The following is an 18,723-nucleotide window of genomic DNA, read 5'->3' on the forward strand; positions in this document are numbered from 1 at the left end:
TCCGTTTGCCTGCGGTGGCCCTATCTGTGCGGCCATGGCATCGCAAGAGATCGAGGCGCTGGCCGGCGCGCTCGCCCGCCTTCCCGGACTTGGCCCGCGCTCGGCGCGGCGCGCCGTGTTGTGGCTGATCAAGCGCCGTGAAACCGCGCTGACGCAGCTGGTCGATGCGCTCGCCACCGTGCGCGACCGGCTCGTCGAATGCGATACCTGCGGCAACGTGGATACCAGCAACCCCTGCGGCATCTGCGCCGATCCCCGCCGCGATTCGCGCGCGATCTGCGTGGTGGAGGAAGTGGCCGACCTGTGGGCGCTCGATCGCGCGCACCTGTTCACCGGCCGCTATCACGTCCTTGGCGGCCGCCTGTCCGCGCTGGACGGCGTGCGCCCCGAAGACCTTGCCATCGCCAGCCTGCTCGATCGCGTGGCGGCAGGCGGGATCGACGAAGTGGTGCTGGCGATGAACGCCACGCTCGAAGGCCAGACCACCGCGCACTACATCGCCGAGAGGCTGGAAGCGTTTCCTGTCCGCGTTACCCAGCTCGCCCACGGCCTGCCCGTCGGAGGCGAACTCGATTATCTCGACGAAGGCACGCTCGCCCAGGCCCTGCGCGCCCGGCGGCCGGTGGGATAGCGGGGATTCGCGACGAACTGCGGCCGGACGAAGCCGCGTCGTCCCAAGCCTCGCCCCCTAACCGCAGCGTCCCTTGCGACTCCGCCACAACGCGCTTATCTGCGCTCCATGGCTATCCGCGAAATCATCGAAGTTCCCGATCCGCGCCTCAAGCAGGTGTCCGCGCCCGTCACGACGTTCGACGACGAGTTGAAGACGCTCGTCGCCGATATGTTCGAGACGATGTACGATGCCCCCGGCATCGGTCTCGCCGCGATCCAGGTGGGCGTGCCGCTGCGCGTGCTGGTGATCGATCTCCAGCCCGATGACGAGGACGCGGAGCCGGAAGTGTGCACCGCGCACGGCGGCCACCACCACACGCACCAGCCGACCAAGCGGGAACCGCGGGTCTTCATCAATCCCGAGATCCTCGATCCTTCTGAAGAGCACGCCATCTACAACGAAGGCTGCCTCTCGGTGCCAGAGATCTACGCCGAAGTCGAACGCCCCGCGCGCATCCGCGCCCGCTGGCAGGACGTGGACGGCACGGTACACGAAGAGGACATGGAAGGCCTGCTCGCCACCTGCCTCCAGCACGAGATGGACCATCTCGAAGGCATCCTGTTCATCGACCACCTCTCCCGCCTCAAGCGGCAGATGGCGCTCAAGAAGCTGGAAAAGCTGCGCAAGGCGGCGTGACGGCGGAGAACTGGCCCGGCCCGGTTGTCATAACGCCGGCCATGCTTTAAGTTCACGCTTCGTTCTTTTTCGGAGCTGCCGTGGACTCGCCCTTTCTCCTGCTCGTTTTCCTGATCGTCGCCCTCGTTTTGGGTCTTGCGATCGGCTGGTTTCTGGGCGGGCGTCCCGTGGCGGACTGGCAGCAGCGCCATGCCGAGCGGGACAGCGCGGCCAAGGCGCACGAGGCCACGGTCAAGGCGATGACGGTCGATCTCGCGGCGATGAGCGAGCGGGTGAAGCTGCTCGATCAGGTGACCGGGGAACTTGCCGCGATCCGCCAGGAACGCAACGCGCTCGCCTCGCAACTGGCCTCGGCCACGGAACGCGCGCGCCATGCCGATGCGCTCGCCGCCGACCTCGCCACCGCGCGCGAGGAGCGCGAGGCGCTGCGGGCCGAAGTCGCGCGGATGAAGGCCGACGCCACCAACTTCGCCGAGCGCGAGCGCCTGCTGATCGAAGCGCGCGAGGCGTTGCGCAAGGAATTCGAGGCGGCCGGCGCCAAGGTGCTGGAAGGCGCGCAGGAGGCGTTCCTGCGCCGCGCCGCCGATCGCTTCGAACAGAGCGAGAAGACCAGCGCCGAACGCCTGCGCACGCTGCTCGCCCCGGTGGGCGAGCGGCTCCAGAAATACGAACAGCAGGTTCAGGAACTCGAAGCCAAGCGGGTGGATTCGTTCGGGCAGCTGTCGGGCCTGATCCAGTCGATGCGCGATGGGCAGGAGGCCGTGCGCGCCGAAGCCGCGCGGCTGGGCAATTCGCTGCGCAACGCGCCCAAGGCGCGCGGGCGCTGGGGCGAACAGCAATTGCGCAACCTGCTCGAACAGTGCGGGCTTGCCGAACACACCGATTTCGTCACCGAGCATTCGATCGACACCGAGGATGGCCGCCTCCGCCCGGACGCGATCGTGCGCATCCCCGGGCAGAAAAGCCTGATCGTGGACGCCAAGGTCTCGCTCAACGCCTATCAGGACGCGTTCGCGGCCGACACGGACGAGGCTAGGGAACATTTCCTCACCCTGCACGCCACCTCGATGCGCAACCACATCCAGCAGCTTGGCGCGAAATCCTACCAGAGCCAGTTCGACGATGCGCCGGACTACGTGGTGATGTTCGTGCCGGGCGAACACTTCGTCGCCGCCGCGCTCGAACACGATCCGGGGCTTTGGGACTTCGCCTTCGAACGCAAGGTGCTGCTCGCCACGCCCACCAACCTCGTCGCCATCGCGCGCACCGTGGCGATGGTATGGCGGCAGGACACCATCGCGCGCGAAGCCGTGGAAATCGGGAAGGCTGGGACCGAGCTTTACGATCGCCTCGCCACCGCCACCGAGCATCTCAAGCGCGTGGGCGGGGGGCTGAACAGCGCGGTCGAAAACTACAACAAGTTCGTCGGCAGCTTCGAACGCAACGTCCTCTCGGCCGGCCGCCGCCTGCGCGACAAGGGCGTTTCGATCGGCAAGCGCGAGATCGAGGAAGTCTCGCTCGTCGAATCCGCGCCGCGTTATGCCGAAAGCATGGTGGTAGAGCCTTCGGAACTTCCCGCGCCGCAACCGGTTGATACAGAGGACGACATCGCAGCGACGGCGGGGTGAAATGAAAGTACGGGGGCGATGGCTGGCATTCGCGGCGCTGAGCGTACTGGCCGGCTGCGACCGCGCCGCGCCCGAGCAGCAGGCTCCCGTGGCCGCGCCTCCCGCCGAAGCCGCGTCGGACCCGGCGGAGGCAAGCGCCACGCCCGAACCCGAACCGTCATCCGCCCTCTCGCCTTCCCCCACGCCCAGCCCGACACCGAAAGAGGCGCGCTATGCCCCGCGCGAGGACTGCGACAAGGCGCCTGGGTGGAAAGCGTTTCGCGGCCGGCTGGCGACAGCGGTCACCGCGCGGGATGCTGGCGCACTGGCCGCGCTGGCCGATCCCAACATCCGGCTCGACTACGGCGGCGGCAGCGGCGCCGACGAATTGAAGAAGCGACTGGCCGATCCCAAGGCGGGTCTGTGGCAGGAGCTGGACCGCATCCTGCCGCTCGGCTGTTCGATCGAAGGCGGGCTGGCGGCGATGCCCTGGTACTTCTGGAACGTGCCCGACGACGGTGATCCCTATACCACGATGCTGGCAACCGGCCCGGACGTGCCGCTGCGCGCCACGCCTTCGGCTGCCGGAGAAACCCGCGCCACGCTCGACTGGGCCATGGTGTCGATCGCGTCCGAAAGCTTCGATCCCAAGGCGCGCTTCACCCGGGTCAAGCTGATGGCCTCAGGGCAGAACGGCTATGTCGAAACAGCGAAGCTGCGCAGCGTGATTTCCTATCGCCTGATCGCGGAGCCACACGATGGCGGCTGGAAAATCACCGCGCTTATTTCGGGCGATTAGCCTTTGGATTTGGCCGTGGGCGCACCGTGCAGTTCCAGCGTGTGCCCGCCGGATTCGATCCACAGGCGATCGCCGTTGCGCCGGAAGCGCGGGGCACCGGACAGGAGAGCGTTCACCGCTTCCTCCTGCTGCCCCACCGGTCCTTCGCAGAACATCCGCGTCGAAATCAGCGGACCGGCAATCAACCGATCGCCCTCCACCCGGTATTCGCCACCGATGCCATTGCAGCCGACGCTGGCGGAAAGGCGCGTTTCCGCAAAGCCCATCCGCGCCCGATCTGGCGCGGCGGGGGCCTTTCCATCGATGCTGGCGATCGTCCATTGCGTGCCGACAAGGCCGGGCGCGCCACCGGCCGCCGGCGTCGTGCAGCCTCCGGCCAGCAGGCTGGCCGAAAGCGCGAAGGCGGCAAGGATCGGAACGTTGCGCATGATACCGTCTTATAGAACGGCGCGATGATCATACGATTAACGCCGATGGCGCCGTTTCACCCCTCGAGCGACGCCAACACCTCGTAGGCCAGCACTGCCCCGGCCACCGCCGCGTTCAAACTGTCGGCCCGCCCCTTCATCGGCATGGTCACGCGCAGATCGCAGGCCATTTCGTAGTCCTCGGGCAGCCCGCGCGATTCGTTCCCGACCATTACGAAGCAAGGGGCAGCGTAAGGCGCGCCGCGATAGGGCACCGCCTCCCGCAGCGACGCCGCCACGAGCTGCCCCTCACCCGCGCGCAGCCAGCCGATGAAATCGTCCCAACGCGCCTGGGCAAGCCGCTGGGTGAAGATCGCCCCCATGCTGGCGCGCACCGCTTCGACCGAGAAGGGATCGGCGCAATCGTCGAGCAGGATCAGCCCGCCCGCGCCCACCGCGTCGGCCGTGCGCAGCATAGTGCCAAGGTTGCCCGGATCGCGCATGGCCTGCGCCACCAGCCAGATCGGCGCGGCGTGGCGGTCGACCGTGGCAAGGCTGGTATCCCATTCGGCGAAGACGCCGGCCACGGCCTGCGGATTGTCCTTGCCCGTCACCTTGGCGAGCAGGTCTTCGGGCAGTTCGAGAACATCGCCCCCGGCAGCGGCGACGGTCTGTTCCAGCACATCGAGCAAGGGGTGCGGCTCGCGTCCCTGCGCCATCAGCAGGATTTCCGGCACGCGGCCGCCCTCGCGCGCGTCGGTCAGCAGGCGCAATCCCTCGGCCAGAAAGCGCTGCTCGCGCTTGCGGTGCTTCTTGTCGCGCAAGGAGCGGACGAACTTGACGGTCGGGTTGGAGAACCCGGTGATAACCTTGCGCACCGGCCGGTCAGTCCTCGCCGAAGCCGTCCTTGATCAGGCCGGACAGCTTCATCAGCACGTTGTCCGCCTCACCTTCCGGGCCGGAGACGATCACGTCGACCGTGTCGCCCTTGGCCGCGCCCAGCATCATCAGCCCCAGGATCGAGCCGCCTGCCGCCTCGGTGCCGTCCTTCGCCACCTTCACGTCCAGCCCGGCGGGAAGCTTGGCCACCGCGTTCACGAACTTGGCGCTGGCGCGGGCATGAAGGCCGCGCTGGTTGACGATGGTAACGGTTTCTCGGGCGACGTAGCTCGATTCAGCCATGCTTCACGCGTCCTGTCCCAGAAATTCGGATGCGATCGTTATGTAGTTGCGGCCCGCTTCCCGCGCGGCCACCGTCGCTTCCCGAAGCCCCATGCACACCCGCGCCTTGGCAAGGCGGATCAGCATGGGAAGGTTGATGCCGGCAATCACTTCCACCTTGCCCGCCTGCATCAGCGAGATGGCCAGGTTGGACGGCGTGCCGCCGAACAGGTCGGTGAGGATAATCACGCCATCCCCGCTGTCCACTCGCCGAATCGCATCGGCGATTTCCTTGCGGCGCTTTTCCATGTCGTCATTGGGGCCGATGCATACACCGATGACATCGGATTGCCTGCCGACCACATGCTCCATGGCATGGATGAATTCCTCGGCAAGAGCGCCGTGCGTTACGAGAATCAGACCAATCATGAAACAGGATGGCTCCGAAAGACGGCCGAGCATCTTATCCTGCCCATGCTTAACGCAGGCTTTGCAGGATCACGCGATACGCGAAACCGTTGGCAATTCCATTGCACGTCTTCCAGAGCGACCTCACCCAGTCTCTCGCCGGTCGTCTTCGAGCAGGTCAGCCGCCCGTGACGCCAGATTTCTGTGCTGCAATGTGGGAGAAAATCCGGCGTCGCGCAAGGCGGAAGCGATCTGTTCGGCCATGAACACCGAACGATGGCGGCCTCCGGTGCAGCCGAAAGCAATGTTAACGTACGCTTTTCCGTGCTCCTCGAAGCGCGGAAGCAACAGCAGCAGCAAGTCGCGAATGCGGGCAAACGCCTCGTCGAACGCCGGGTCCTGGCGGATATAGTCGCCCACCGGCGCGTCCTGCCCCGTCATCGGACGCAGATCGTCGATCCAGTGCGGATTGGCCAGAAAGCGCATGTCGAAGATCAGGTCGGCCAGTGGGGGCATCCCGCGCGAAAAGCCGAAGCTTGTAATGGTCACCGTGGTCCGCGCCGGCCCCTGATCGCCGAACCGTTCGCGGATCGTGCGTTGCAGGTCGTTGGTGGTGAAGCTGGTGGTGGAAATGACCACGTCCGCCCAGCGCCGCAGCGGCTCCAGCAACTCGCGTTCGGCCGCGATGCCGGTCGCGGCCGGCTTGCCCTCGCTCATCGGATGGCGGCGGCGCGTCTCGTTGTAGCGGCGCTCCAGTTCGGTGCCGGCGCAATCGAGGAACAGGGTCGTGATCGACAGGCCGGGCCGTTCGGACAGACCCTTGACCAGTTCGATGGTCTTGGCGGGATCGAACCCGCGCGTGCGGGTATCGAAACCGATCGCCAGCGGCGTGCCGGAATCGAGCGCCGCCGAACCGCGTTCGGTTTCCAGCAGCCGGTCGAGCAGGCGGATGGGGAAATTGTCCACCGCTTCCCAGCCCATGTCCTCCAGCGTGCGCAGCGCCGTGGTCTTGCCCGCGCCAAGAACACCGGTCACCAGCAGGATGCGTTGGGGGTTATCCTCGGATTCGCGCGCCATGCCAGCCTTCTGCGCTTTCCCGGGCACTAAGGAAAGAACTCTCGAAAATCGGTTGTTTCAGAAATCGGGAAGGCCGAATTGCCGCAGCGCCACTTCGGCACGCAGCGCCAGCACCGGTGTATCGGGATAGAGCCGGATCATCGGCAGAGCGCACCCCGCCAGCACCGCGCTGTCGGCCGCCGCGACGAACCGCGGCGCGGCAGCATCGAGTCGCACCACCAGCGCTAGAGGCACGCCTCCCACTGCCGGCATCTCGACGAGGCCGAGGTTGCGGATTTCGAGCTTGCCCGCGATCCGGGGATGCGGGCTGGCGATGACACGCCCGTTCCGCGCATCGATCAGCACGCCGTCATCGCCCACCAGCGTCGCGCCGCGATCGATCAGCGCCAGCGCCAGGCTGGATTTGCCTGCCCCCGGCGGCCCTTCGATCAACAGCCCCTGTGTTCCGATCATCACGCATGTGCCCTGATGCGTGATGGGCTGCGCATCGCTCATGCCGTTTCCTCCCGGTCGAGCGGCATTTCCAGCAGCAGACAGGCCCCGGCCGCTCCGTCAGGCCTGTCGGTGATCGTCAGGGCACCATCGTGCGCTTCCGCGATCGTGCGGGCAATGGCCAAACCCAACCCGCTGTGCGAACCGAATGCCTCGTCGGCCGGGCGCACCGAATGGAACCGCTCGAACACTTTTTCCCGTTCGCTTTCCGGAATGCCCGGCCCTTGATCGGATACGGAAAGCCAAACGTTCGCACCTTCCCCCCCGACCGCGACATCGACCACGCCTTCGGGCGGCGAGAACGACACCGCATTGTCCAGCAGGTTTTCCAGTACACGTTCCAGCCGCACGGCATCGCCCCGTACCAGGGTTCCCCCCTCCCCGCGCGCGAAGCGGATGCGCACCGCCGCCCGGTCCGGTCTGGCGTCGCGCGCCCCCACCACCTGCGCCGCCAGATCGGCCAGGTCGAGCTGCGTGAAGGTCGCGCGGCTCAGTTCCGCGTCGATCCGGCTCGCATCGGCGATTTCCGTGATCAGGCGATCGATACGCTGGACGTCATGCGCGGCGATCGCGGCCAGCTGGCGGCGCAGGTCCGGGTCCTCGATCCTTTCCATTGCCTCGATCGCGCTGCCGAGCGACGCCAGCGGATTCTTCAATTCGTGCGCCACATCGGCGGCGAAGCTCTCCACCGCGTCGATCTTCTGCCGCAAGGCGGCCGTCATGTCGGATACGGCGCGCGCCAGCAGCCCGATCTCGTCCCCCCGATCGGGCAGGCGCGGCACCACCACCTCGCGCTCTCGACCCAGCCGCACACGCACCGCGGCGCGGACCAGCGCCCGCAACGGCTGCACGATCGTCCGCGCCAGAAACAGCGACAACTGGATGGACAGGAGCAACGCCAGGCCGATGATGATGACCAGCGTCTGTCGCGCGTCTCGCACCGCCTGCGTGATATCCAGCGCGTTGCGCGTGGTCAGCAGCATGTCCCCGTCCGATCCCACAGGCGTCGCCGCGCTGATCACCGGCGTGCGGTCGGGCGCATAGCGCAGATAGACCGCTGTTGCCCGGTGTTCGCGGGCGGCGGTGATTTCCGGCCAGTTTCCGCCATCGGGGCTGGCGGGTTCACGATAGCTGTCCACCTTGGGCGCCCCCACGACCAGGTCCACGCCCCGGTCGAGCAGGCGGGCGGCCTTCTGGTACCACGGCTCGGTTTCAGGATCGATCAGCACGAACGACGGACCCGCCAGGACAAAGCTGTCGGCCACCAGCGCATTATCCGCGCCATAGAGCCGCAAGCGCAGCCGCTGCTCCGAACCGATTCGCGCGATCAGCATCCGGCGGTCGGGCAGCGCAACCGGCTCGACAGCGTCGGCGACAATTTCCGCTTCCGCCCGCGCCAGTTTGAAACGCTCCTTGAGAAGCTGCGTGCGATAGCTGTCGAGGTAGAAGAAACTGCCCGCCAGCAGCGCCAGCGCGATCACGTTCACGGCCAGGATGCGCACCGTCAGCGACGGGCCGCGCGTGCGCGTCAGGCCGATGCGCGTCAGACCAAGGCGTCCGGCGCGCTGGGGCGCCGGTTCGGCAAGGCCGTCATTCATCGGCAAAACTGTATCCCGCGCCATAAAGCGTCTCGATCGCGGCGAAGGCGGGATCGGCAGCGCGGAACTTGCGGCGCAGGCGCTTGATGTGGCTATCGATCGTGCGGTCGTCCACGAACACGTCATCGTGATAGGCCGCGTCCATCAACTGGTTTCGCGTCTTCACCACGCCCGGCCGCATGGCCAGCGCCTCCAGGATCAGGAACTCGGTAACCGTGAGCGAAACCGGCGCGCCGTTCCATTCCACCAGGTGCCGGGCGGGGTCCATCACCAGTCTTCCGCGCCGGATCGGATCGGGGAGCGGCTCGGCCGGAGCCGTCTCGGTTGCATCGCGGCGGACGATTTCGCTGCGCCGCAAGATGGCCCGGATGCGCGCGATCAGCAGCCGCTGGCTGAAAGGTTTGGCGATGTAATCGTCCGCGCCCATGGCGAGGCCCAGCGCCTCGTCCGCCTCGTCGATCTTGCTGGTGAGGAAGATGACCGGCAGATCGCTTTTCTCGCGCAGCCGTCGCAACAGCTCCAGGCCGTCCATGCGCGGCATCTTGATGTCGAACACCGCAAGGTCAGGGGGGTTGTCGAGCAGGGCCTTTAGAGCGGCCGCCCCATCCGAATAAAGCCGCGTCACAAAGCCCTCGGCCTGCAGCCCGATGGAGACCGTCGTCAGGATATTGCGGTCGTCGTCGACCAGGGCCACGGTCGCAGCCCGATGCGGGATCGCGGTTTCGTTGCCGGACATCGCCTTCGCATAATCGCCCATCGAAGTTCCGGCAAGGCGGCGCCTGTCGATAGCCCCATCGCAGGGTCGTTACAGACGCAACCTGCCCGCCGCACAAATTGTGCATCGCAGCACCATTCATTGCAAAAAACGCAACTATCGTGCAAAAAACTGCACATTTCGCGGGATTTGACGCGATGCCGACCACGCACTATGCGCAATCGGGAATCAACGCATTCGTATTCGCAAAGCGCCGCCCGCGCAGCCCGGAAATGACCCCGGTCCCGCAGGCAGTGCAGCATGGGAGACCCAATGTGTCCGATAGCCGCCTGAACGTGCCCCTTTCGCAGCAGGGCTTCCCCGAACCGGCCGAACTCTTCGCCAACCTGGGCACGGCTCCGCTGGTCGAGCACGCCGTTCGCAATGGCGAGGGCCTGCTCGCCGCCGAAGGCCCGTTCGTGGTCGCCACCGGCAAGCACACCGGGCGTTCGGCCAAGGACAAGTTCATCGTCAAGGATGCCGAAACCGAAAACACGGTGTGGTGGGGCAAGACCAACGTTGCCATGACGCCGGAACACTTTGCCGCGCTGAAGGCTGATTTCCTGAAGGCGCTGGCCGAAAAGGACCGGCTCTACGTGGCCGACCTGTTCGGCGGTTCGCAGCCGGAACACCGCGTCAACGTGCGCGTCATCAACGAACTGGCCTGGCATAACCTGTTCATCCGCACGCTGCTGGTCCGCCCGAGCGAAAGCGAACTCGCCACGTTCGCGCCCGAATACACGATCATCGACCTGCCCAGCTTCCGTGCCGACCCCGAGCGCCACGGCAGCCGCAGCGAAACCGTGATCGCGGTCAACTTCACCGAAAAGCTGATCCTGATCGGCGGCACGGCCTATGCCGGCGAAATGAAGAAGTCGGTGTTCGGCATCCTCAACTACCTGCTGCCCGTGAAGGGCGTTATGCCGATGCACTGTTCGGCCAACATCGGCCAGGACGGCAAGACCGCCGTGTTCTTCGGCCTTTCCGGCACCGGCAAGACCACGCTTTCGGCCGACGCCAGCCGCACGCTGATCGGCGATGACGAACATGGCTGGTCCGATACCGCCGTGTTCAACTTCGAAGGCGGCTGCTATGCCAAGATGATCCGCCTTTCGGCCGAAGCCGAACCGGAAATCTTCGCCACCACCAAGCGCTTCGGAACGGTGCTGGAAAACGTGGTGATCGATCCCGACACCCGGCTGCTCGATCTCGATGACAATTCGCTCGCGGAAAACAGCCGCGGTTCCTATCCCATCGATTTCATTCCGAATGCGTCGGAAGAAAACCTCGGGCCGGTACCCGCCAACCTGATCTTCCTGACGGCGGATGCCTATGGCGTACTCCCGCCGATCGCGCGCCTCACCCCGGACCAGGCGATGTATCACTTCCTGTCGGGCTACACCGCGCGCGTTGCGGGCACCGAAATCGGCGTGACCGAACCGGAAGCGACCTTCTCCACCTGCTTCGGCGCACCGTTCATGCCGCGCCACCCCTCGGTCTATGGCAACCTGCTGAAGGAACGCATCGCCAAGGGCGGCGTGAAGTGCTGGCTGGTCAACACCGGCTGGTCGGGCGGCAAGGCGACGATGGAAGGCATCAAGCGCATGCCGATCAAGGCGACGCGCGCGCTGCTCAACGCCGCGCTGGACGGCAGCCTGAACGACGCCCAGTTCAGCAAGGACCCGAACTTCGGCTTCGAAGTGCCGGTTGCGGTGCCGGGCGTGGACAGCAAGCTGCTCGATCCGCGCGCAAGCTGGGCCGATACGGAGGAATACGATCGCACGGCGCAGACGCTGGTCCGCCAGTTCATCGACAACTTCGCGCAGTTCGCCGATCACGTCGATGAAAGCGTCCGCCAGGCGGCTCCGGTCTCCGCGACCGAAGCGGCCTGAGACCTGCCGGGAACCCTGGTGCCCTGACCCGCGGGCCGGAGCCATCAGGGTTCCGGCTCCAGGGTCACCAGCACTTCCCGGACCATGCCGACCGACGATCCCACCCCGTTCCGCACCGACGCGGCCGTGCGCCGTGTGGGTCAGGGCTTGCTGGACCATTCGCTTGCCAAGGCGGAATGGACGCACGAAGCGCACCTCGCGGCGTGCCTGTGGCTGTTGCGCGAACGCCCTGATATCGTTCCCGAACGTGATCTTCCCGCGATCATCAGTGCGTACAACGTCGCGGTCGGCGGCGAGAATACGGACAGCGCCGGCTATCACGAGACGCTGACCCAGCTTTACGTCACCGCCATCCGCCAGTTCGCGGCTGCCCTGCCGCCGGAGACTCCGCTGGCCGATGCCGTTCACCGCTTGCTGGAAAGCGAGATAGCGGCGCGCGACTGGCCGCTGCGGTTCTACTCGCGCGACCGCCTGTTTTCCGTCGAAGCGCGCCGCCGGTTCGTGGAGCCCGATCTCCAACACTTGGGCTAAGTCAGCACAAGTTCGGTCGAATTTGCAGCGCAGGTTCGTTGCGCTGGCATGAAACTGGTGTCAGAATGGCGCCTTGCAGGTCGATCATCGGGACGGGGGCAGCCGTTGATGATACTTGCGCCTACCAACGCTCGACAGGACTGCATTTTGATCGTTCCCGTTTCCGCTACCGTGCTCCTGCTGGCCAATGCCTCGTTCGCATCTGAAACCCCGGACCCATCGGTCGAGGCTGCCGCGCCGCAGGTGCCAGGGGCCGATGCCACGGCGCCCGTCGTCGTATCGACGACGGCGCAGGGAGCGACCGCGCAGGCGTCCGCCGCCCCACCCCCCAAGGCCGATCCGAACGCCATTACCGTGGAGGCAAAGCGTCGCCCCTCACCCACCGATCCGTTCGAGAACATCAACGAGAAGTCGTACGAAGTGGTCCAGGGCGTGGACAAGGCCTTCGTCGCGCCCGTCGCCAGCGTCTATCGCGATGGCTTGCCCGGCCCGCTCCGCGATGGCCTGCACAACGTGCTTTACAACCTGGACGAACCGGTCGCGTTCGTGAACTTCGTGCTCCAGTTGAAGCCGCACAGCGCGCTGAAGACGCTGGGCCGCTTCATGATCAACTCCACGCTCGGCATCGGCGGCCTGTTCGACGTTGCCAAGCGCAAGCCGTTCCACCTTCCCTATCGCCACAACGGCTTCGCCAACACGATGGGCTACTACGGCATCGGCCCCGGCCCTTATGCCTTCCTGCCGATCGTGGGGCCAACCACGCTGCGCGACGGCATCGGCCTGTTCTTCGATCGCGCCTTCATCCCCACGCTGGTGCGCGGGCCATTCAAGCATCCCGCCTATTCGATCGGCGCCAGCGTGGTGCGCTCGCTCGACTACCGAGTGGAGTTCGACGATACGCTGCGCAAGCTGAACCTCGAAGCCAAAGACCCTTACGCCGCGACGCGGACGTATTATCTGGCGATGCGGCAGGCGGAGATCGACGCGCTGCACGGCAAGATCACGCCGGTTCCCGATCCGTCCTCGTTCGCGCCCAAGACCCCGGCAGTGCCCGCCCCAGCGCCTGCGCCAGCACCGGAAGCAAGCGCGCCGCCCGCCCCTGCCGCGGCGGTGCCAGCGCCGACGGAGGCTCCCGCCGCCCCGCCAGCCGCGCCCACGCAGCCGTAAAGCGGTTCAGGCGAAGGCCCGCGTCGCCTTGAGCCGGTTGTAGGCTTCTACCACCTGCTGCAGCCGTCCTTCGTGGCTGCGGTCGCCACCGTTGCGATCGGGATGATAGCGCCGGACCAGTTCCGAATAGCGCGATCGTAGCGCCCGGCGATCGGCATCGAAAGCCAGCCCCAGCACCTCGTAAGCCGCGCGTTCTTCAGGGCCGATACCGCGCTGCACGGCTTCCTGCGCGTTGCGGTGATCCTGACGGCGCGCCTTCGCCCGCGCCGCGATCGCCTCCAGCGGATCGGCGAAGTCCGCCCAGCGCGGTGCGGCATCGATGCCCGCATCGGGCCGGAACGCGCGGGAATGCGTGTCCCACCCGGCCAGCGGTGATTGCGCGGCCAGAATCTCGTCGGGCGTCATGCCGGCGAAGAAATCATAGCCGGCGTTGAACGCGCGGACATGATCGAGGCAGAACCAGCGGTAATCGCCGGGGCCATCGAAGCCCGAAGCGCGCACGCCGGGCGCGCGGAATTCTCCCGGCTGGTCGCAGCCGGGGGCATTGCAAAGGCGCCCTGCATTGTGGACGCGGCCGTGAAACTTGTCTTGCCTCATTGGGCTTTCACATGGTGCCTGACGCGCTAAAACGGAAGACATGACAGGACCGATCGCACAGGAAATCGAACAGAGGCTGAAAGAAGCCTTCCTTCCGCTACGGCTTGCGGTGATCAACGACAGCGCCAGCCACCATGGCCATGCCGGACACGACGGGTCGGGCGAATCGCATTTCACCGTCGAGATCGAAAGCGCGGCCTTTGCCGGCGTTTCCCGGCTGGAGCGCCAGCGCATGGTCAACCGCGCGCTGGGCGATCTGCCGGGGCAACGCGTCCACGCGCTGGCCATCAAGGCCCGGGCGCCCGGCGAATGACGGCAAGCGCCACGGCGCGGCGCATCCGCAGGGCGGCGCGCATCCTGCTGTTCGATACCGATGACCGGCTGCTGCTGTTCCGCTTTACGCCCGAAGGCCGCAGCCCATTCTGGGCCACGCCGGGCGGCGAATGCGATCCGGGCGAGGACTGGGCCGACGCGGCCCGGCGCGAACTGCTGGAGGAAACCGGCATCGTCGCCGATCCCGGCCCGGTGATCGCCGCGCGCGGCAACGATTTCGTGACCTTCGACGGCGAACCCGTCACGGCGGACGAGCGCTATTTCCGTATCCGCGTGTCCGCCGCCGCGATCGATACCAGCGGCCATACGGAACTGGAGCGCCGGCTGATGTGCGAGCACCGCTGGTTCGACAGGGCCGAGCTTGCCGCTTGGCCCGAACGCATATTCCCGCCCGAACTGCTCGATCTGCTTGACCGCGACGGCGCCAGCGGGGAACCATCGGCCTGACAAAGCCGCGCCATGCAGAATCGCGGGATCGGATAACGAGAGGAAGCGGAGAGGATGACGTTCAACGGACAAACCGTGTGGATCACAGGCGCATCCTCCGGCATCGGCGCGGCGATGGCGCGGGCGCTGGCGAAGGACGGCGCGCATCTGATCCTGTCCGGCCGTAACGCCGCCGCGCTTGAAGAAGTGGCGGCCGATTGCGGGAATGCGTTGGTGCTGCCTTTCGATGTTGGCGATGCGGACGCGCGCGATGCGGCCGTGGCCGCCGCGTGGGAATGGGCGCTGGCAAGAAGCGGCGGCGTGGACATGCTGGTCAACAATGCCGGGCTCAGCCAGCGTTCGCTCGCGGTCGACACCGCCTTTTCGGTCTATGACCATATCGTGGGCATCGACCTGCTGGCCCCCATCGCGCTGACGCAAGCCCTGCTGCCGCGCATGGTGGAACGGGGCGAAGGTCGTTTCGTCATGATGTCGAGCGTCGCCGGAAAGGTCGGCGTGCCGATGCGGACAGCCTATTGTGCCGCCAAGTTCGGCCTGATCGGCTATGCCGACGCCTTGCGCGCCGAAACCGCGCACCTGGGGCTGAAGGTTCACGTCATTGCGCCGGGTTCGGTCCGCACCAACGTATCGCGCAACGCAATGACCGCCGATGGCAGCCTGCGCGGCTCCAGCGATCACGCGATCGAGAACGGCATCGCGCCGGAAGAGGCCGTTGCCGAGATGCTGGCGGCAATCCTGCGCGATGAACGCGAAATCGTGATCGCGCGCGGGATCGAGCAGCAGATGGGCGAGCTGCGCCGCACGCCCGACGCGCTGTTTGACCAGGTCGCCGCGATGATGGCCGCCGGTTACGCGGAAAAGATGCAACGGGAGGGGTAACGAGCATGGAACAGCAGCGGATCACGCTTGCCAACGGAATCGAACTGGACGTGGTGGACGTGGGACCAAGGGATGCCCCGGTCCTGATCTTCCTGCACGGCTTTCCCGAATCGCACCGCACCTGGCGCCACCAGGTCGCGCATCTTTCGGCGCGCTATCGCTGCATCGCGCCCGACCAGCGCGGTTATCGCGGATCGTCCAAGCCCGAAGGCGTCGAAAACTACACGCCGGACAAGCTGATCGGCGATATCTTCCTGCTGGCGGACGCGCTGGGCGTCGACAAGTTCACCGTGCTCGGCCACGACTGGGGCGGCGCGATCGCCTGGGGCGTGGCGCTGATGGGCCAGGGCACGCGCGTGACGCGCGCGGTGATCGCCAACGCCCCGCACCCCGGTGTGTTCCAGAAGCTGCTCTATCTCGATCCCGTCCAGCGCGCGGCCAGCCAATACATGCGCGCCTTCCGCGATCGGGCGAACGACGCGCTGGTGCGCGAACATGGCCTTGCCGCGCTGCTGATGAAGGCGCTCGACTGGAAGCGGTCGCCAGTGATGGAGCCGGAAGAACGCGATGCATTGATGCGGGACTGGCAGGATGCCGACGCGAGCATCGCGATGCTCAACTGGTATCGCGGCAGCCCCATCGACGTGCCCCCGCTCGACGCGCCCTATGCGCTGCCGGACGGCTTCACGCCGCCGCCGCTGCCACCGCTCAACATCCCGACGCTGGTGATCTGGGCGCTCGACGATCTGGCACTGCCGCCCGCCAATCTCGAAGGGCTGGAGTCCGGTATCCCCGATCTGACGATCGAAAGGATTCCCGATTGCGGGCACTTCGTGCCATGGGAAGCGCCCGAGGAAGTGAACGCGGCGATCGACAGCTTCTTCGCCCGTACCGAATTCAAGAGGTCCGATGGCTGAACAGCACGAGCAAGCCCCCTCCGGCAAGCGCCCGCTGATGCGCAATCATGGCGGTGGGCACGCCCCGGTAAGCAACCTCGAACTGTTCTTCGATCTCGTTTACGTCTTCGCGATCACGCAGCTTTCGCACACCTTGCTGCACCATCTTTCGTGGATGGGGCTGCTGGAAGCGGCCTGCCTGTTCCTGGCGGTGTGGTGGGCGTGGATCTACACCGCCTGGGTCACCAACTGGACCGATCCGGAACGCGGGCCGGTGCGGATAATGCTGATCGCGGTAATGCTGGGCAGCCTGCTGGTTTCGGTCGCCCTGCCCGATGCGTTCGGCGAAACCGGCCTGCTGTTCGCGGCGAGCTACGTCGCCGTCCAACTCGGGCGCTCGCTGATGACGATCGCGATCATGCGTGGCGAGGACCGAGGGGCCGCGTGCAACATGGTACGCATAGCGTTCTGGTTCGCCCTGCCCGCGCCGCTGTGGATCGCGGGGGCGCTGGCCGATCCGCACGGCACGCGGATCGCCCTGTGGTTCGCCGCGCTGCTGATCGAATATCTCGGGCCCATCCTGTGGTTCCGCACGCCGGGACTGGGCCGGTCGACTCCGGGCGACTGGAACATCTCGGGCAGCCACATGGCCGAACGCGGCGGGCTGATCGTCATCATCGCGCTGGGCGAAGGCATTGTCGTGACCGGCGCGAACTTCGCCGAGGCTCCCCATGATCCCGCGCATGTGCTGGCGTTTCTGCTCGCCTTCGTGGGTTCCGTGCTGATGTGGTGGATCTATTTCGACACGGGTGCGCAGCGCGGGGCGGAGCACATCGAGCACCACGCCGAAGCGGGCAAGGTCGCGCGCGCGGCCTACACCTACCTGCACATGCCGATCGTGGCCGGAATCGTCGTCAGCGCCGTAGCCGACGCGCTGCTGCTCGAAGAACCGGCTGGTCACACGGAGCCGGGACTAGTGCTGACGCAATGCGGCGGGCTTCTGGTCTATCTGCTCGGCAACGGCCTGTTCAAACGCTTCTCCAGCCCGCTCAGGGTCTTCCCGCCGTCGCATCTGGTAGGCTGCTTTCTGCTCGCCGTGGCAGGCCTGTGGGCATGGCTGATGCATCCCCTGGCGCTGGCCTTCGTCGGCGTGAGCGTCATCGTGCTTGCCGTGGTGGCGGTGTGGGAATGGGGCTCCTATCACGGCGGCTGGAAAAGCCGGTTCGCGCAGGGCTGAACCCGGTCACCGGCTTTCGCCAGCTGGTTCAGCCGCGCCAGTCGATCGAGGTGCCGTGCGGATGCGCCCGCGCCAGCATGCGCGGGGCACCGTCGCCCGGCCAATAGCGCACGACAAGTTCGTGCAGGTGAATTTCGCGGTTGGCCTCGAGTGCTATCCACGCCAGCGCCCTCTCCGCCGAAGCGCGCGCACCGGCCGCCTCCATGGCGGCGGTAACGCGCTCCTGCTGGTCGCCGGGCACATATTGCCAGACGATCGAATGCATCAGCACGCGCGTGGTGCCCGCTGCTTGCGGCCTGGCCAGTTCCGCCTCGACGAAATCGGCGGCGTTCATTTTCACCAGATCGGGCGGAGCGGCGCGCGCGGCATCGATGGCCGCTTCCAGCCGCTGGAAACGCTCCGTCATTTCCGGCCAGACGAACGCCTTGAGCCGCAGCGCCTGCGCCGGGTCTGCCAGATCGACCGGGGCGACGTCGCAGCCGCGCGTGGACGCGATCTCGATGGCGCGCGCCGGCGGTGGCGCGCCCTGCCATACGGGGGCGATCCGCAACGCGCCCGGCTTCGGCCCCACGTTCACGCCGCCCAGCGCATAGTGGTAGCGCGACAGCATCAGATTGATCCCGCCGCTCGATCCGATTTCCAGGCACTGGAAGCGCGGCGGCAGGCCCTGGTCGGCCAGCCACAGCATCGCCGCGACGAAATTGGCGGAGCGCCCTGCCTCGTTGGTCTGCGGCGGCCCATCGAGCCAGGGCTGAAGGTCCGCGTCATGCGCGGCGATCACCCCCGCGATGATCGCCGCGTCGTCGATGTCCTGCGCCCCGGCGTAGAGTGCGGCCAGCGCAGGCGCGCGGCCGGACAGGTGCAGCCCATGAAGCGCGCCCGCCACGCGCAACGGCAGCGCATCGGCCAGCGGCGCGCCATCCCACCCGCGAATCCGGTCGAGCAGCGGCCCGCGTTCCCCGCGCTCCAGCAATTGCGCCACTGCGGCGCAGACCCGCGCGGTCACCGGCGCGCCGGCATTCAGGCAATAGGCGACCTGGTTGGCGAAGGCGGTGGCGATGGCATCCATGCCCGTCGCCTGCATATCGACGAATTCATATTTGCCTGTCATCGCCAGCTCTCCTTGCCCTTT

General features: G+C 66.6%; 22 protein-coding genes. 12 read left to right on the forward strand and 10 right to left on the reverse strand.

Features of this window, described 5'->3' with window-relative positions; genetic code table 11:
- Positions 1-34 precede the first annotated feature (34 nt).
- From recR to NMD1_RS19420, 4 genes are all read left to right on the forward strand, one after another.
- The gene (gene recR / locus NMD1_RS19405) at positions 35-631 is read left to right on the forward strand and encodes a recombination mediator RecR (protein ID WP_125956640.1); all 597 of its coding nucleotides are present in this window, start codon (positions 35-37) and stop codon (positions 629-631) included.
- Between the two features lie 108 nt (positions 632-739).
- On the forward strand, positions 740-1,309 hold the full coding sequence (def, locus tag NMD1_RS19410) for a peptide deformylase (RefSeq protein ID WP_125956642.1): 570 nt from the start codon (positions 740-742) through the stop codon (positions 1,307-1,309).
- Positions 1,310-1,389: 80 nt separating this feature from the next.
- Positions 1,390-2,937, forward strand: coding sequence for a DNA recombination protein RmuC (gene rmuC, locus NMD1_RS19415; RefSeq protein WP_125956645.1), 1,548 nt, complete (start codon positions 1,390-1,392; stop codon positions 2,935-2,937).
- Between the two features lies 1 nt (position 2,938).
- Positions 2,939-3,715, forward strand: a complete 777-nt coding sequence (locus tag NMD1_RS19420) for a hypothetical protein (RefSeq protein WP_124808419.1) — start codon at positions 2,939-2,941, stop codon at positions 3,713-3,715.
- Here the strand turns inward: NMD1_RS19420 and NMD1_RS19425 are convergent.
- From NMD1_RS19425 to NMD1_RS19460, 8 genes are all read right to left on the reverse strand, one after another.
- Complete coding sequence (locus tag NMD1_RS19425) at positions 3,712-4,143, reverse strand: META domain-containing protein (protein ID WP_125956647.1); 432 nt, start codon at positions 4,141-4,143, stop codon at positions 3,712-3,714. The two genes, NMD1_RS19420 and NMD1_RS19425, sit on opposite strands and share 4 nt — an antisense overlap.
- Before the next feature lie 56 nt (positions 4,144-4,199).
- Positions 4,200-5,000: an RNA methyltransferase gene (locus tag NMD1_RS19430; protein ID WP_125956650.1), complete on the reverse strand. Its 801-nt coding sequence runs from the start codon at positions 4,998-5,000 to the stop codon at positions 4,200-4,202.
- Positions 5,001-5,007: 7 nt separating this feature from the next.
- On the reverse strand, positions 5,008-5,304 hold the full coding sequence (locus tag NMD1_RS19435) for an HPr family phosphocarrier protein (RefSeq protein ID WP_124808416.1): 297 nt from the start codon (positions 5,302-5,304) through the stop codon (positions 5,008-5,010).
- A gap of 3 nt (positions 5,305-5,307) precedes the next feature.
- On the reverse strand, positions 5,308-5,712 hold the full coding sequence (locus NMD1_RS19440; protein WP_124808415.1) for a PTS sugar transporter subunit IIA: 405 nt from the start codon (positions 5,710-5,712) through the stop codon (positions 5,308-5,310).
- Positions 5,713-5,835: 123 nt separating this feature from the next.
- Positions 5,836-6,768 carry an RNase adapter RapZ gene (gene rapZ / locus NMD1_RS19445; RefSeq protein ID WP_125956652.1) on the reverse strand — a complete coding sequence of 311 codons (933 nt, stop codon included), beginning with the start codon at positions 6,766-6,768 and terminating at the stop codon, positions 5,836-5,838.
- A 57-nt stretch (positions 6,769-6,825) separates the two neighbouring features.
- Positions 6,826-7,263, reverse strand: a complete 438-nt coding sequence (locus NMD1_RS19450; RefSeq protein WP_125956655.1) for an HPr kinase/phosphorylase — start codon at positions 7,261-7,263, stop codon at positions 6,826-6,828.
- Positions 7,260-8,858 carry an ATP-binding protein gene (locus NMD1_RS19455; RefSeq protein WP_233497834.1) on the reverse strand — a complete coding sequence of 533 codons (1,599 nt, stop codon included), beginning with the start codon at positions 8,856-8,858 and terminating at the stop codon, positions 7,260-7,262. Before NMD1_RS19455 ends, NMD1_RS19450 begins: the two co-directional genes overlap by 4 nt.
- The gene (locus tag NMD1_RS19460; RefSeq protein WP_190287166.1) at positions 8,851-9,594 is read right to left on the reverse strand and encodes a response regulator transcription factor; all 744 of its coding nucleotides are present in this window, start codon (positions 9,592-9,594) and stop codon (positions 8,851-8,853) included. The genes NMD1_RS19455 and NMD1_RS19460 overlap by 8 nt, the downstream gene beginning before the upstream one ends.
- Positions 9,595-9,887: 293 nt before the next feature.
- On the opposite strand from NMD1_RS19460, the gene NMD1_RS19465 reads away from it, so the two are divergent.
- From NMD1_RS19465 to NMD1_RS19475, 3 genes are all read left to right on the forward strand, one after another.
- The gene (locus NMD1_RS19465; RefSeq protein WP_233497836.1) at positions 9,888-11,504 is read left to right on the forward strand and encodes a phosphoenolpyruvate carboxykinase; all 1,617 of its coding nucleotides are present in this window, start codon (positions 9,888-9,890) and stop codon (positions 11,502-11,504) included.
- 84 nt (positions 11,505-11,588) lie between these two features.
- Positions 11,589-12,035: a hypothetical protein gene (locus NMD1_RS19470; RefSeq protein ID WP_124808410.1), complete on the forward strand. Its 447-nt coding sequence runs from the start codon at positions 11,589-11,591 to the stop codon at positions 12,033-12,035.
- Positions 12,036-12,182: 147 nt separating this feature from the next.
- Positions 12,183-13,202, forward strand: a complete 1,020-nt coding sequence (locus NMD1_RS19475; RefSeq protein ID WP_158454021.1) for an MlaA family lipoprotein — start codon at positions 12,183-12,185, stop codon at positions 13,200-13,202.
- A 6-nt stretch (positions 13,203-13,208) separates the two neighbouring features.
- Here the strand turns inward: NMD1_RS19475 and NMD1_RS19480 are convergent, their stop codons facing one another.
- Positions 13,209-13,799: a J domain-containing protein gene (locus NMD1_RS19480; RefSeq protein ID WP_125956662.1), complete on the reverse strand. Its 591-nt coding sequence runs from the start codon at positions 13,797-13,799 to the stop codon at positions 13,209-13,211.
- A gap of 40 nt (positions 13,800-13,839) precedes the next feature.
- Here NMD1_RS19480 and NMD1_RS19485 point away from each other — a divergent pair, with 40 nt between their 5' ends.
- From NMD1_RS19485 to NMD1_RS19505, 5 genes are read left to right on the forward strand one after another with little or no spacing between them, the layout of a single operon-like run.
- Positions 13,840-14,112: a BolA family transcriptional regulator gene (locus NMD1_RS19485; RefSeq protein ID WP_124808407.1), complete on the forward strand. Its 273-nt coding sequence runs from the start codon at positions 13,840-13,842 to the stop codon at positions 14,110-14,112.
- On the forward strand, positions 14,109-14,579 hold the full coding sequence (locus tag NMD1_RS19490) for an NUDIX hydrolase (protein ID WP_124808406.1): 471 nt from the start codon (positions 14,109-14,111) through the stop codon (positions 14,577-14,579). The genes NMD1_RS19485 and NMD1_RS19490 overlap by 4 nt, the downstream gene beginning before the upstream one ends.
- 54 nt (positions 14,580-14,633) lie before the next feature.
- Positions 14,634-15,458 (forward strand): SDR family NAD(P)-dependent oxidoreductase, encoded by an 825-nt coding sequence (locus NMD1_RS19495; protein ID WP_125956665.1) that lies wholly within the window; start codon positions 14,634-14,636, stop codon positions 15,456-15,458.
- Positions 15,459-15,463: 5 nt separating this feature from the next.
- Positions 15,464-16,375, forward strand: coding sequence for an alpha/beta fold hydrolase (locus NMD1_RS19500; RefSeq protein ID WP_124808404.1), 912 nt, complete (start codon positions 15,464-15,466; stop codon positions 16,373-16,375).
- Positions 16,368-17,591 carry a low temperature requirement protein A gene (locus NMD1_RS19505; RefSeq protein ID WP_125956667.1) on the forward strand — a complete coding sequence of 408 codons (1,224 nt, stop codon included), beginning with the start codon at positions 16,368-16,370 and terminating at the stop codon, positions 17,589-17,591. The genes NMD1_RS19500 and NMD1_RS19505 overlap by 8 nt, the downstream gene beginning before the upstream one ends.
- Positions 17,592-17,619: 28 nt before the next feature.
- On the opposite strand, the gene NMD1_RS19510 is transcribed toward NMD1_RS19505, so the two are convergent.
- Positions 17,620-18,702 (reverse strand): DUF2332 domain-containing protein, encoded by a 1,083-nt coding sequence (locus NMD1_RS19510; protein WP_125956669.1) that lies wholly within the window; start codon positions 18,700-18,702, stop codon positions 17,620-17,622.
- Between the last annotated feature and the right edge of the window lie 21 nt (positions 18,703-18,723).

It is taken from the genome of Novosphingobium sp. MD-1 (assembly GCF_001014975.1).
Classification (GTDB): Bacteria; Pseudomonadota; Alphaproteobacteria; order Sphingomonadales; family Sphingomonadaceae; genus Novosphingobium.

Excerpts from the sequence above, each read along its gene's own strand:
- recR (WP_125956640.1), top strand. The coding sequence starts at position 35 with ATGGCATCGCAAGAGATCGAGGCGCTGGCCGGCGCGCTCGCCCGCCTT.
- def (WP_125956642.1), top strand. The coding sequence starts at position 740 with ATGGCTATCCGCGAAATCATCGAAGTTCCCGATCCGCGCCTCAAGCAG.
- NMD1_RS19420 (WP_124808419.1), top strand. The coding sequence starts at position 2,939 with ATGAAAGTACGGGGGCGATGGCTGGCATTCGCGGCGCTGAGCGTACTG.
- NMD1_RS19425 (WP_125956647.1), bottom strand. The coding sequence starts at position 4,143 with ATGCGCAACGTTCCGATCCTTGCCGCCTTCGCGCTTTCGGCCAGCCTG.
- NMD1_RS19435 (WP_124808416.1), bottom strand. The coding sequence starts at position 5,304 with ATGGCTGAATCGAGCTACGTCGCCCGAGAAACCGTTACCATCGTCAAC.
- NMD1_RS19440 (WP_124808415.1), bottom strand. The coding sequence starts at position 5,712 with ATGATTGGTCTGATTCTCGTAACGCACGGCGCTCTTGCCGAGGAATTC.
- rapZ (WP_125956652.1), bottom strand. The coding sequence starts at position 6,768 with ATGGCGCGCGAATCCGAGGATAACCCCCAACGCATCCTGCTGGTGACC.
- NMD1_RS19450 (WP_125956655.1), bottom strand. The coding sequence starts at position 7,263 with ATGAGCGATGCGCAGCCCATCACGCATCAGGGCACATGCGTGATGATC.
- NMD1_RS19455 (WP_233497834.1), bottom strand. The coding sequence starts at position 8,858 with ATGAATGACGGCCTTGCCGAACCGGCGCCCCAGCGCGCCGGACGCCTT.
- NMD1_RS19460 (WP_190287166.1), bottom strand. The coding sequence starts at position 9,594 with ATGTCCGGCAACGAAACCGCGATCCCGCATCGGGCTGCGACCGTGGCC.
- NMD1_RS19470 (WP_124808410.1), top strand. The coding sequence starts at position 11,589 with ATGCCGACCGACGATCCCACCCCGTTCCGCACCGACGCGGCCGTGCGC.
- NMD1_RS19480 (WP_125956662.1), bottom strand. The coding sequence starts at position 13,799 with ATGAGGCAAGACAAGTTTCACGGCCGCGTCCACAATGCAGGGCGCCTT.
- NMD1_RS19485 (WP_124808407.1), top strand. The coding sequence starts at position 13,840 with ATGACAGGACCGATCGCACAGGAAATCGAACAGAGGCTGAAAGAAGCC.
- NMD1_RS19490 (WP_124808406.1), top strand. The coding sequence starts at position 14,109 with ATGACGGCAAGCGCCACGGCGCGGCGCATCCGCAGGGCGGCGCGCATC.
- NMD1_RS19495 (WP_125956665.1), top strand. The coding sequence starts at position 14,634 with ATGACGTTCAACGGACAAACCGTGTGGATCACAGGCGCATCCTCCGGC.
- NMD1_RS19500 (WP_124808404.1), top strand. The coding sequence starts at position 15,464 with ATGGAACAGCAGCGGATCACGCTTGCCAACGGAATCGAACTGGACGTG.
- NMD1_RS19505 (WP_125956667.1), top strand. The coding sequence starts at position 16,368 with ATGGCTGAACAGCACGAGCAAGCCCCCTCCGGCAAGCGCCCGCTGATG.
- NMD1_RS19510 (WP_125956669.1), bottom strand. The coding sequence starts at position 18,702 with ATGACAGGCAAATATGAATTCGTCGATATGCAGGCGACGGGCATGGAT.